This window comes from Streptomyces blastmyceticus, from assembly GCF_039521185.1.
Taxonomy (GTDB): Bacteria; Actinomycetota; Actinomycetes; order Streptomycetales; family Streptomycetaceae; genus Streptomyces; species Streptomyces blastmyceticus.
In genome coordinates, this window is the sequence record NZ_BAAABW010000028.1 from 269,271 (window position 1) to 281,494 (window position 12,224).

General features: G+C 71.6%; 10 protein-coding genes and 1 pseudogene. 4 read left to right on the plus strand and 7 right to left on the minus strand.

Annotation, left to right across the window (positions count from 1 at the left end; translation table 11 throughout):
* Positions 1 to 239: 239 nt before the first annotated feature.
* Positions 240 to 833, minus strand: coding sequence for an NAD(P)H oxidoreductase (locus tag ABD269_RS28940; protein ID WP_344122627.1), 594 nt, complete (start codon positions 831 to 833; stop codon positions 240 to 242).
* A gap of 5 nt (positions 834 to 838) precedes the next feature.
* Positions 839 to 1,870 (minus strand): NADP-dependent oxidoreductase, encoded by a 1,032-nt coding sequence (locus ABD269_RS28945; protein WP_344122629.1) that lies wholly within the window; start codon positions 1,868 to 1,870, stop codon positions 839 to 841.
* A gap of 136 nt (positions 1,871 to 2,006) precedes the next feature.
* Between ABD269_RS28945 and ABD269_RS28950 the strand changes: the two genes are divergently transcribed.
* On the plus strand, positions 2,007 to 5,243 hold the full coding sequence (locus ABD269_RS28950; RefSeq protein WP_344122631.1) for an AfsR/SARP family transcriptional regulator: 3,237 nt from the start codon (positions 2,007 to 2,009) through the stop codon (positions 5,241 to 5,243).
* Between the two features lie 182 nt (positions 5,244 to 5,425).
* Here ABD269_RS28950 and ABD269_RS28955 read toward each other — a convergent pair whose 3' ends face one another.
* The 4 genes from ABD269_RS28955 to ABD269_RS28970 all read right to left on the minus strand — a co-directional run bounded on the left by ABD269_RS28955 (position 5,426) and on the right by ABD269_RS28970 (position 8,456).
* Positions 5,426 to 5,977, minus strand: a complete 552-nt coding sequence (locus ABD269_RS28955) for an NUDIX hydrolase (RefSeq protein WP_344122633.1) — start codon at positions 5,975 to 5,977, stop codon at positions 5,426 to 5,428.
* Positions 5,974 to 7,095 (minus strand): adenosylhomocysteinase, encoded by a 1,122-nt coding sequence (locus tag ABD269_RS28960; protein ID WP_344122636.1) that lies wholly within the window; start codon positions 7,093 to 7,095, stop codon positions 5,974 to 5,976. The genes ABD269_RS28955 and ABD269_RS28960 overlap by 4 nt, the downstream gene beginning before the upstream one ends.
* Before the next feature lie 513 nt (positions 7,096 to 7,608).
* Positions 7,609 to 8,025, minus strand: coding sequence for an ATP-binding protein (locus ABD269_RS28965; RefSeq protein ID WP_344122638.1), 417 nt, complete (start codon positions 8,023 to 8,025; stop codon positions 7,609 to 7,611).
* The gene (locus ABD269_RS28970; RefSeq protein WP_344122640.1) at positions 8,022 to 8,456 is read right to left on the minus strand and encodes a hypothetical protein; all 435 of its coding nucleotides are present in this window, start codon (positions 8,454 to 8,456) and stop codon (positions 8,022 to 8,024) included. Before ABD269_RS28970 ends, ABD269_RS28965 begins: the two co-directional genes overlap by 4 nt.
* A 195-nt stretch (positions 8,457 to 8,651) precedes the next feature.
* Between ABD269_RS28970 and ABD269_RS28975 the strand changes: the two genes are divergently transcribed.
* Genes ABD269_RS28975 through ABD269_RS28985 form a run of 3 tightly spaced genes read left to right on the plus strand, consistent with a single transcriptional unit; the run spans position 8,652 to position 11,201 of the window.
* Complete coding sequence (locus tag ABD269_RS28975) at positions 8,652 to 9,749, plus strand: helix-turn-helix domain-containing protein (protein ID WP_344122642.1); 1,098 nt, start codon at positions 8,652 to 8,654, stop codon at positions 9,747 to 9,749.
* A 14-nt stretch (positions 9,750 to 9,763) separates the two neighbouring features.
* On the plus strand, positions 9,764 to 10,432 hold the full coding sequence (locus tag ABD269_RS28980) for a YdcF family protein (RefSeq protein WP_344122643.1): 669 nt from the start codon (positions 9,764 to 9,766) through the stop codon (positions 10,430 to 10,432).
* Positions 10,374 to 11,201 carry a WbqC family protein gene (locus ABD269_RS28985; protein ID WP_344122645.1) on the plus strand — a complete coding sequence of 276 codons (828 nt, stop codon included), beginning with the start codon at positions 10,374 to 10,376 and terminating at the stop codon, positions 11,199 to 11,201. The genes ABD269_RS28980 and ABD269_RS28985 overlap by 59 nt, the downstream gene beginning before the upstream one ends.
* On the opposite strand, the pseudogene ABD269_RS28990 reads toward ABD269_RS28985, so the two are convergent.
* Positions 11,173 to 12,190, minus strand: a pseudogene (locus tag ABD269_RS28990) (aldo/keto reductase). The gene ABD269_RS28985 and the pseudogene ABD269_RS28990 overlap by 29 nt on opposite strands.
* Positions 12,191 to 12,224 lie beyond the last annotated feature (34 nt).

A 12,224-nucleotide genomic window follows, 5' to 3' on the forward strand; every position in this document is an offset into this window, starting at 1 on the left:
CCCCGTCCGGCGGGGTCCAACGAGCCACCCGCCAACCGCTCCGCCCCAGGCCAGCACCGCCCCGCACCCTGCCGGACCCCCAGACGAACATTTGGAGAGCGTGTTGGGGGCAACCCCTCACGAGTTCGAATCTCGTATCCTCCGCCAGTGCCTCACCGGGCACGATGTCGAAGGGCCCCACCGTTCGCGGTGGGGCCCTTCGACGTTGCACGCCCCGGTTTCCGCCGTCCGGAGCGTGATCACCTCACGGATTCGACAGGTGCGCCGAGGAACGCGGCGAGCGCGGTGTCCGCCGCGGTGAGTGCCAGGGGGCCTGCGCTCAGGGAGTCGTGGACGAATGCCACCGAGGTGTCCTCGATACCGCAGAACTCGGATATTCCGCCCCGCAGCTGGCGGTCGATCAAGGTGTCCCAGCCGAGCTCGGCGAACTGCTCGCGCGGGTAACTGGACAGCCCGATCCAGAGCATCCGCTTGGCGCCCAGGCGGGGCCGGCTGCGGCCGTACGCGAAGCCGTAGTTCCAGACGCGGTCGATCCAGCCCTTGAGGATGGCCGGAAGCCCGAACCACCAGACCGGGAAGACCACGACGATGGCGTCGGCGGCGTCGATCCGGTCCATGTGGGCCCGGACCTCGGGCGAGTACTCCTTGTCACGGTCCGCCCAGTCCGGTTCGTCCTCGGGGCCGGTACGGGGATCGAAGCCCTCGGCGTACAGGTCGAGCAGGTCGACGGTGTACCCGTCGGCCGCCAGGCGTTCGCGGGCGCGGTGGGCGATCTGCGCGGTGAGGGAGTCGCCGCGCGGGTGGGCGAGGACCAGCAGGGCGTGCTGTGCCACGGCCGTCAGCCGTCCAGCCGGACGAGCATCTTGCCGGTGTTGGCGCCGCGCAGCACGCCGAGGAAGGCCGCGGGTGCCTGGTCGATGCCCTCGAGGACGGTCTCCTCGGTGCGCAGCGTGCCGTCGGCGAGCCAGCCCGCGGCGCGCCCGATCCACTCGGGGAACAGGTGGAAGTAGTTGTTGACGAGCATGCCCCGCAGGGTCAGCTCCTTGGCGACCGCCTGGAACAGGTTGTCGGGGCCGGGGGCGGGCGCGGTGGCGTTGTAGCCGCTGATCGCACCGACCAGCGCGATCCGGCCGCCGCCGCGCATCGCACCGATCGCCGCCCGCAGGTGGTCGCCGCCGACACTGTCGAGGTACACGTCGACGCCCTCCGGCGCGGCCTGGGCCAGTTGCTCGTCCAGCGAGCCCGCGCGGTAGTCGATGGCGGCGTCGTACCCGAAGTCCGTCACCAGCTTCTTCGCCTTCTCCGGGCCGCCGGCCGAGCCGATCACCCGGGACGCCCCGAGCTTGCGGGCCAGCTGACCCGCGACGCTGCCCACCGCGCCGGCGGCGGCGGAGACGAACACCACGTCGCCCTCGCGCACCGGGGCGCTCTCGGTCAGCGCCGCGTAGGCGCTCAGGCCGGTGGTGCCCAGCGCGCCCAGGTATGCCTGCGCCGGGGCGAGACCGGTGTCGACGACGGTCGCGGCGGCGGCGTCCAGCACGGCGTACTCGCGCCAGCCCAGGAAGTGGGAGACGGTCGCGCCGACCGGCACGGCGTCGGACCGCGAGGCGATCACCACGCCGACCGCGCCGCCCTCCAGCGCGGCGCCGAGCCGGAACGGCGGGATGTACGACGGCACGTCGTCCATCCGGCCGCGCATGTACGGGTCCACCGACATCCAGGTGTTGCGGACGACGATCTCGCCCTCGGCCGGCTCCGGCAGTTCGGTGCGGACCAGCTCGAAGGCGTCCGCGGTGGGCTCGCCGACCGGGCGTGCGGCGAGCCGGATCTCGGCGGAGACGATGGCGGTCGGGGCGGTCGGGTTCGTCATGGTGGGCTTCCTCTTCCGTTCGGTGGGGCCGTTCTCGTTCACGGGGACGACTCTGCCGAGGGCCGCGCACGATCGGCTGACGGTCCACGCACGGGCACGCACGAAGGCCGTCCACGGGCGGGGTTAACGTGACGTCATGCGTTTCGAAGTGCTGGGTCCGCTGCAGGTTCGAACCGACGAGGGGGCCCCGGTCACCGTCCGCGAGCCGAAGGTCCGCGCCCTGCTGGCCGATCTGCTGGCGCACCACGGGCAGCCGATGTCGGCGGATCGCCTGATCGACGACCTGTGGGGCGAGGCGGTCCCCGGAAACGCGGCCAACACGCTCCAGACCAAGGTCTCGCAGCTGCGCCGGACGCTGGAACTGGCCGAGCCCGGTGGCCGGGGGCTGATCGTCCGGCGGCCGGCCGGCTACCTGCTGCAGGTGTCCGATGACGCGGTGGACTCCGGCCGGTTCGCCGAACTGACGGCGCGGGCGCGCCGGGCCGAGAAGCCGCGCGACCGGGTACCGCTGCTGTCGGACGCCCTGGCGCTCTGGCGTGGGCCCGCCTTCGCCGAATTCCGCGACGTCGCCTTCGCCCAGGCTGTCGGCACCGGCCTGGACGAACAGCGGCTGACCGCGTTGGAGGAACTGGCCGGGATACGCCTGGAACTGGGCGAACACCACGCGGTCGCCGACGAGTTGGGTGATCTCGTACGGCAGCACCCGCTGCGCGACCGGCTGCGGGCCGTGCACATGCGGTCGCTCTACCGCTCCGGCCGGCAGGCCGAGGCACTGGACAGTTATCGCGAGTCGACGGAGCAGCTGGCCGAGGAACTGGGGCTCGACCCCGGCCCCGAGCTGGTCGCCCTTCACCGGGCGATCCTTCGGCAGGACCCGGCGCTGGCGCCCGCCCGGGCACCCTCGGCCCCGCCCCCGGCCCCCGCCACCGCTCCGTCCCGTACGAACCTCCCGGCCACGTTGACCGAGCTGGTCGGGCGCCACCGGGACGTCGCCCAGGTCCGCGCCCTCCTCGCATCGGGCCGGCTGGTCACCCTCACCGGACCGGGCGGTGTCGGCAAGACCCGGCTCGCCCTGGAGGCCGCCGCGCAGGCGGCCGATGCCTTCCCCGACGGGGTCCGGCTGGTCGAACTCGCTGCCGAGACCGGCGATATCACCGGCACCGGCGACGACACCGGCAAGGTCGCCTCGGCGGTGGCCACCGTGCTGGGCATCCGCGATCACGCCGCCGTCGGCCTGCCCGCCGGGCAGGCGGCGGACCGGCTCGCCCACGCGCTCGGCCCCCGACGCCTGCTGCTCGTCCTGGACAACTGCGAGCATCTGGTCCAGCCGGTCGCCGAACTGGCCGAGCGGCTGCTGCGCCACGCGCCGGGCCTGCGTGTCCTGGCCACCAGCCGGGAGCCACTGGCGATCTCCGGCGAGACACTGCACGCGGTCGAGCCGCTGCGGGAGTCCGACGCCGTGCGGCTCTTCGCCGCACGGGCGGCGGCGGCCTCCCCGGGATTCGCCCTCGGCCCTGCCAACGCCGGCGCCGTGGCCCTGGTCTGCGAACGCCTCGACGGGATCCCGCTGGCACTGGAGCTCGCCGCCGCCCGGGTACGGGCCCTGGGCGTCCACGAGCTCGCCGAGCGCCTGGGCGACCGCTTCCGCCTGCTGAACGCGGGCCGCCGGGACGCTCCCGCCCGGCAGCGGACCCTGCGCGCGGTGATCGACTGGAGCTGGGGGCTGCTGACCGGTCCCGAACGCGCCGTGCTGCGCAGGCTGGCCGTCTTCGCCGGCGGCTGCGCCCTGGCCGCCGCCGAGGAGGTCTGCGCCGGACCGGACGTGCCCGCCGACACCGTCCTCGACGTGGTCACCCGCCTGGTGGACCGCTCGCTGGTCACCGTGCTGGACGGCGAGGACGGACCCCGGTACCGGATGCTGGAGTCGGTGGCCGCCTACAGCCTCGACCGGCTCGACGAAGCAGGTGAGTCGCGGCCGACCCGCCGGCGCCACCGGGTCCACTACACCGAACTGGCCGAACGGGCGGAGCCGTGGCTGTACGGCCCCGACCAGCGCCGATGGCTGCGGCGGCTCGACAACGAGAGCGCGAACCTGCGCTGCGCACTCGCCGACGCCGCGGCGGGCGGCGACACGGCCGACGGCGTTGACCTGGCGGTGCGCCAGGTCAACGCGCTGGCCTGGTACTGGTTCCTGCGGGGCCGTCTCGACGAGGCCCGGCGCTCGTTCGACCTGGCGCTGGACTCCGACGGCCCCGCTTCCGACCGGGGCTCCGCCGCGGCCCGGAACAGCGCGCTGGCGAGGCAGGCCGCGTTCGCGCTGCTGTCCGGCGACGACACGCGAACGAACCGGCCGATCGACGGGGCGGACGCCAGGGCCCGGTGGTTCCTGGCCCTCGCCCGCTGCGGCTTCGGCGGCTCGCCCGAAAAGGACCGGACCGCCGACCTGCTGGCCGAGTTCCGCTCCCGCGGCGACCACTGGGGCATGGCCGCGGCGCAGAGCACCCTCGCCACCCAGGCCATGTACCTGGGCGACCTCACCGACCTCAGGCGGCACGCCGTCGACAGCGCGGCCCGCTTCGCCGAACTCGGCGACAGGTGGGGCCAGCTGCAGGCCGCCGAACAGCTGGGCGTGCTTGCCGAGATCGCCGGTGACTACGAGGAGGCCGCTCGGCTGCATCGCGACGGCGTGCGCATCGCGGAGGAACTCCAGCTCTGGACGGATGTCTCGTTCCGGCTGTCCAGGCTGGGCAGGATCGCGCTGCTCACCGGCGAATACGCGTCCGCCGCGGAGTTCCACGAGCGGGCCCGGCGGCTCGCCGCCGAGCAATCCCACAGGCCTGCCGAACAGTTCGCCGCGACCGGGCTCGCCCTCGGGGCCCGCAGGCAGGGCGACCTCGCCGCCGCCGAGGCGCGGCTGCGTCCCTGGCTGGAGTGGAACCGCAGACTGGGCGTGGATTCCGGAACGGCCCTGGTCCTCGCCGAGCTCGGCTTCGTCGCCGAGCAGCACGGCGATGCCCTCCAGGCCCAGACACTGCACCTGGAGGGTCTGGCCGCGGCACGCAGGACGGGCGATCCCCGGGCGGTCGCGCTCGCGCTCGAAGGGCTGGCCGGCGCGCAGGCGCTCGCGGGGCGGCCCGGCCACGCCGCCCGGCTGCTCGGCACGGCCGCCGCTGTCCGGGAGTCGGTCGGCGCACCGCTCCCCCGGGCCGAACGCGGCGACGTCGACCGCGTCACCGCCCGCGCGACCGCGGCCCTGGGCGAGGACGCCTTCGCCACCGCACTTCAGCAGGGCCGTGACCTGGAACCCGACGACCACCTACTGCACTTGCCCCCGCTTCCCGCGGGTGACCCGGGCACCGGAGCGGCACACTGACCTGATCGCCGACCTTGAATATCCGGGTTGCCGAAAAAGCCATGCCCGGGCAGAACGCGGCCATTCCGTGGTTGCGGTTCTGGTTGCATTCACCCCCGTACGGTGGCGTCCGAACCCGGCCGAGCAAGCCTTCGTGTTGCTCCGCCTCAGTATCGGACACGGGACACACCACGCTTGCAGGGTCAGCGGAGGGCAGCGGCGACGCTCCGCCATAGACGCTTGTCGGCGAGGGCCTTCATGTCGTGCCAGGCAGCTTCGGTGACCTCCTCGGTCTGGAGCTGGTGGACATCGGCGGTGGTGCGGAAAAGGAACCGGAAGTCGATGTGCTGATGGTCGAGTTCGCCCTTGGCGTCATTTGCCGGGATGGGGTGGACATCGATGTGGACGGGCCGGTCGGCCGTGGCCGTGACGGCGTCGGCGGGGATGCCGGTCTCTTCGGTGAGCTCGCGCAGGGCTGCATCGAAGAGGGTGCCGTCCTGCGGTTCGAGGTGGCCGCCGGGCAGGAGCCACTTGTCCAGCGCGAGGTGGTGGATGTGCAGGGCGCGTCCGTCTGGACGGACGAGGATGGCGCCGGCAGTCGCGTGACCGCGGAACTCCTTGCGGCTTGCCAGATCGGCCCCGTCGTCCAGGAGGCCGAGGACAGGGGTGAGAGCGGGCCCCTCCTCGGGGTGCTCGTCGAGGTAGCCGTGGATGGTGGTGCGGATGTGGTCTGCCGTGATGGCCAAGTCGATCACCTGTTGAAGTAGGAGAGCCAGGTCGCCGCGATCGCGGCTCGGTCGTCCGAGCTGACCTCGTGGAGGCCGGGGGCCAGGTCGGCGCGGGTGAGCATCCTGATCGCGGACAGGATCTCGGCCTGGACCAGGAAGATGAAGGGCCCGACGCTCGCGCCGTGCAGGAAGTTGACGGCGTTGCCGCCGTTGGCGAGGTAGAAGTAGTGGCCGGTGGTCTGGTAGCGGGTGACGTGCTCGCCGACCATCCTGCGGCTGTAGACGTCCGGCAACGCGTCCAGCTCCAGCTCGTCCTCCTTCGAGGTGACGGTGGCGACGTAGGCGCCGTTGCGCAGGTGGGGGAAGTCCTCGCCTTTGAGGGACCGGGCGCCGGTCGCGCAGAGCACCAGGCCGGCGGTGGCCAGGGTGGCTTCGAGGTCGCGGGCAACGGCGAAACCCTGGGAGAGGGCCTGGGTGCGGCGGACGGGGTCGATGTCGCTGACAGTGACCTGGACACCCTTGGCGTGCAGGAGCCGGGCAATGGAGGAGCCGAGTTCGCCAAAGCCGATGACCAAGGCCGGGCGACCGTGGAGGATGTCGCCTCGGTCGCGCATGACGGCCTCGGCGGAGAAAACGACGGACTGGCCGACGAGAAAGTCCTCGGGGTCCTTCAGCGGTGAGCGGGCGACCGAGACGACCGGGCAAGGCAGCTTGTCGAGTTCGGCGTAGCGGCGGTGGCCGTTCTCGGTGTCCTCGATGACGCCGAGGATCTGGCCGGTGAAGCGGCTGTGCAGCTCGGCCAGGGCGGGGGCGAAGTAGCCGCCGACGTCCAGCAGCACCACCGGCTCGCCGGCCGCCCGGGCCTCCAGGTAGTCCAGCGCCGTGTCGGGGTCGGTGAACAGCTCGCGGGAGAGCGCGTCGCAGGGGATGGTCTGTTCGACCTCACGCTGGGCGGCGGGGTGGATGGACTTCGGTTTGGGCAGCACGGCCCGCAGCCGGGTCATCGCGGCGACCGCGCGGACGAACCCGGGGCGCTCTGCGAGCAGGTGGGTGATCAGGAACGAGGCGGCCTGCTCGGTCGGGGCGAACTGAGTGGCGATCTTGGTGAAGTAGGCGTCCAGCCGGGCGCGTTCGAAGGGTTCCATAGCCGTTCCCTCTCGGTTGAGTGTGGGGGCGTGCGTGGGCGGCTGGTGGTTCAGGGGGTGCGGACGAGGCCGACGAGGAGCCGGTCGGCCGCGAGGGCGGCGTCGAGGTGAGTATCGAGGCGGTCAGCGGCAGCGGGTCCAGACCGAGGATGAGAACGGCCCGGCCCCGGCGGGTGACGAGGTCGGTCCAGCCGGGATGGGTCGGCAGCCGAAGGCCGTAACGGGAGCCGCTGAACTTCAGCAGCACCCGGCTGCCGATGACGCGCAGACAGCCGTCGATCTCGGCGAGAGCATCGCGGCCACTGACAAGGCGGCCGAGGCCGGCGGCGATGTGCCGCATGCGGGACTCGATCGCGGCCGACGTGTCGTGGCTGGTGCGTCCGGGCGGGTGGGCCAGCAGGATGTGCGCGACGCCCTGCCCGTCCGGGCCGTTGCCCGACCACGTCCAGGCGCTGAGCGAGAACAGCAGTCCCGGGCCGGGCCCGGTGGATGGCGCGGGTGTCAGGGGGCGGGTCAGCATGTCGTCTCCTGCGGGGCGGGCGCGATGCGGAACCGCGACCAGACGATCTTTCCGGAGGGCCGGCGGGGCTCGACGCCCCAGCCGGCCGAGAGGGCGGCGACCAGGTGCAGACCCCGGCCGGAGGTCATGGTGTGGGTGGGGCAGCGGAATTCGGGCCAGCGGGGCTGCTCATCGTGGACTTCCAGGTGGAGATAGCCGTCATCGGCGCTGAGCCGGACCAGAAAGCCGTTGCCCGTGCCGTGGACGACCGCGTTGGTCGCGAGCTCGGAGACACACAGCCGGACGTCGTCGGTGAGGGCATCCAGGCCCCAGGCCAGGAGCGACTTGTCGGAGAAGTCGCGGGCCAGACCGACGGAGGCGGGCGACGAGGCGAAGAACCTCTGGTCAGCCGCGGGCATGCCGTCGCTCATGACTCGGCCTCCAGTGCCGGTGCGGGTCCGTGCCCGCGCTGCCGGGCCGGGGAGCCGCCCGGTCCGGGGCCCCTGCGGCGGGCCGGGCCCGGGGTCTCCTTGCGGACCAGCAGCAGCCGGGCACCGGTCGCCGCGATGCGTTTGCCCCTCACCGCGGCTATGGCCCTGGGGCCCAGGTGAGACGCGGAAGGCAGCACGACTCCGTAAGTGCCGGGCACTTCCAGCGCGTCCATCAGCCCGGTGAACGCCGCCGAGTTGACCTCGGTGATGCGTTCGGTGAACAGTCCGGACAGCGACAGCTCGTGCCGGCGGCAGTACTCGGCCAGCGACTGCTCCAGGGCTTCCTGGCGGGCCGTGGAGACGTTGACCAGCCGCAGAAAGCCGTAGACGACCGGGCCGCTGACACGACGGTGCTCGGTAAGGGGTTCCATGAAGGGTGACCGTCCAAGAGATCAGGGAGACGAAACAGGAAGGCCGCCCCGGGCAATAAGGGGCTGTGACCTGCGTGTTGAAGCGTCCTCTCTGACGGGCGGCGGCGAAATGACGCGGTGTTGCACTTGCGTGGCACTTCCGTCCCCCCGCATGCGTGTGCCGTGCTTGCATGAGCTCTCGGAAGGGAGCGATGCGTGGCGACCGTGCACCACTGGACCGGCCTGGAAGCCAGGGCTCTGCGTCTCGCCCTGCGGATGAGCGTCCGCGCGTTCGCCCAGCACCTCGGCGTCGCGGTGAGGACCGTCTCCAAGTGGGAGAAGCACCTGGCCGCGACGGAGCCCCGTCCGGACACTCAGGCGATCTTGGATACCGCGCTCGCCCGCGCGGACTCGTCAGTTCATCTGCGGTTCGAGACCTTCCTCTCCGAGGCCGGCGGGCCGCCCGCGACCACCCACCGCGTCACCTCGGCAGGACCCAGAGCCTGGGAGTACGAATCGTGGACCGATGACCTGGACCGAGTCGTCGTCGCCTTGAGCCGCCAGAACTTCGCGTTCGCCGACAATCTGCTGGGCCGGTGGCTGACCCGCTTCCAGCCGCCGGAGCTGGACGACAAGGGCCTGTATCTCCTCGCCCGCTCGACCGCCCTCATGGGCGACCTCAAGCGCGACCAAGGGACGGTGGTCGGGCCTCTGTCGGCCCAGCATGCGTATGCCGGAGCCCGGTCGATCTTCAGCCAGCTCGACATTCCCCGCCGCGTCGCCCAGCTCGACCTCTCCCTGACCGTCGTCGCGGAAATGTCCGGCCGTCTGGAGACCGCCGCCCACCACTACGAACACCTGGCCGTCGACGACCGGCTCGCCCGCCGCGACCGCGCAAGAGCCCGCCTGTGGGTGGGAACCGCGCTGAGCAAGGAAGGCGAGCACGACTATGCGACCCGCGTCATGCTCGCCGCGACCCGCGACTTCGAAGAACTCGGCGAGCCGGACGACTGGTCCGTCGCCCACCAAAAACTCGCCCTCGCCCACCGGGGCGCCGGCCACCTGAGCAAAGCCCTGCACTTCATCGGCATCGCCCGCAGCACCGGAGTCACCGACTCACCGATGCAGCGCGTACGTCTGGACACCGCTCACGGACACATCCTGCTGTCCGACACCGCCACCCGGGATGATGGCCTGACGGCCCTCGATCAGGCTGCGAAGCTGGCCGCGCAATACGGCATGAGCCACCAGCTGAGCAGCATCGAGAGCATCCGGACCATGACCGCAGGGGCAGGCGGCCCCCGGCGGCGGTGACCAGGGAGAGACGAGTGACGGACAACCAGCGGGCCATCACCGACGACCAGCGCCGACGGGCGAAGCTGATCTGGGACTACCACCAGATGAGCCACGAGGTGCGGCCGTGCGACGCCGCGATCGGGCTGGGCAGCCACGACCTCGGCGTCCCGGCCTTCTGCGCCGAGCTGTACCGAGCCGGCCTGTTCCCCACCCTCGTCTTCTCCGGCGGCTCCAATCCCACCGCCCCCGAGCGCTTCCCGCGCGGCGAGGCGGTGCACTTCCGCGAGCACGCGCTCGCCCTCGGAGTGCCTACGGAAGCGGTACTGCTGGAGCCCAACGCCTCGAACACCGGGCAGAACATCACCCTCTCCCGCGACGTCCTGGCCGCTGCCGGGATCTCCGTGAAGACCGTGCTGCTCGTCTCCATGCCCTATATGGAGCGACGCGCCTTCGCCACCGCCCGCAAGGTCTGGCCCGAGGTCGAGGTGATCTGCACCTCGGCTCCACTGGAGTTCGACGACTACCTCAAGACGATCGGGGACGAACAGCTCGTCGTCCACCAGCTCGTCGGCGACCTGCAGCGGGTGATCGAGTACCCGAAGCTCGATTTCGCCATCGAGCAGGACGTCCCGGAGGACGTATATGCCGCCTACGAATCCCTCCTCGAAGACGGCTTCGACAGCCGTCTCCTCAAGGTCTGAACCGCCGCGGGGCGGGCTGTGTGCCATCCACCAGCCCAATCTCTTCCCCCGGCTGACCACGCTGGCGAAGCTGTTCGCGGCGGACTACTGGATCGTCCTGGACGACGTCCAGTTCACCCGCCGCGACTACCAGCACCGAACCCGCCTCGCAGCCCTGGAAGACCCGACGCGACGCCAATGGCTCACCGTCCCCACCCACCTGCCCCGGGGTCGGCAGACAAGAATCCGGGAAGCCGTGATGGCCGAGCCCGGACGGTCCCGCGAGCGGACCGCCCGGATGCTCCAGCAGCACTATGGGGCCAGCCCCCACTGGCCGAACTTCCAGCACGGCCTGTCGGCGGTGCTCGACCGGTTCGCGTCCACCGACCGGACGGCCCTGGTGGCCGAGGCATCCACCCGCCTCCTGCTGAACATGCTCGGCTGGCCCGGACAGATTCTCCGCAGCAGTGACTTGCCGGCCCGGTCAGGGCGGTCGCAGCGCCTCGCCGACCTCACCGTTGCTGTCGGGGCCAGTACGTATCTGTGCGGCACCGGGGGCATGAAGTACCTGGAGCAGAGCCCATTCCGCACCGCAGGGCTCAGTGTGCTGGCGTTCCAGGCCCCGGTCGACGACGTCTGGGCTTTCGGACACGAAGTGACTGCCTTGAAGCCACTCATGGGCAGCGGCGAGCAGACACTGGCGGAGGCCCTGCGCTCAGTCAGCCGTAAGCTGACACGTGGCACATCCTGTCCGGTGCGGGTCAGCGGCGGCGCAGTGCCTTGTCCGTGAGCGCGGGCGGGTCGTAGTGGGTGACGTCGTGGTTGAGGTCGGTGCCGGGTGGGACGATCTCGTCGATGCGGTCGAGGACGTCGCCGCTCAGCACCGTTCCCGCGGCGTCCAGCAGCGAGGTGAGCTGGTCGTGGGTGCGGGGGCCGATGATCACGGAGGTGATCGCGGGGTGCGAGAGGACGAAGCCGGTGGCGAGCGCGGGCAGCGTCAGCCCGGCGTCGGCTGCCACCTTCTTCAGCTCGGTGACCGCGGTGAGCTTGGCGGCGTTGCCGGGCAGGCCGGTGTCGAACAGCTGCGGCAGGAAGCTCGAGCGGGTGGCCTCGCCGGGGGCTGCGCCGTCGGGGCCGCCGTACTTGCCCGACAGCCAGCCGCCCGCGAGAGGGGGCGCCCATTCCGTACTTCTGCGCGGTGGGCAGCACGTCCCGCTCGATGGCGCGGGCCAGGATCGAGTACGGCGGCTGCTCGCTGCGGAAGCGGACGTGGCCGCGCTTCTCGGCGACCCACTGGGCCTCGACGATCTCCCCGGCGGGGAAGGTGGACGAGCCGATCGCCCGGACCTTGCCGGAGCGCACCAGGTCGGACAGCGCCGACAGGGTCTCGTCGATGTCGGTGTCCGGGTCGGGGCGGTGCACCTGGTAGAGGTCGATCCAGTCTGTCCCGAGACGGCGCAGGCTGTCCTCGACCGCGCGGACGATCCAACGGCGGGAGTTGCCGCGTTGGTTGGCGTCCGGGCCCATCTGGTGGTGGAATTTACTGGCGAGGACGACGTCGTCCCGGCGGCCCTTGAGGGCCTTACCGACGATCACCTCGGACTCGCCGTCGGAGTACATGTCGGCGGTGTCGACGGTGTTGATGCCCGCGTCGAGGGCGGTGTGCACGATGCGGACGGCCTCGTCGTGGTCCTTGGTGCCCCACGCGCCGAGCATCATCGCGCCGAGGGTGTACTCGCTGACGGATATGCCGGTGCCGCCGAGGATCCTGCGCTTCATGGCTGCTTCCCTGCCCTTTGTGTACCTGGTGTCG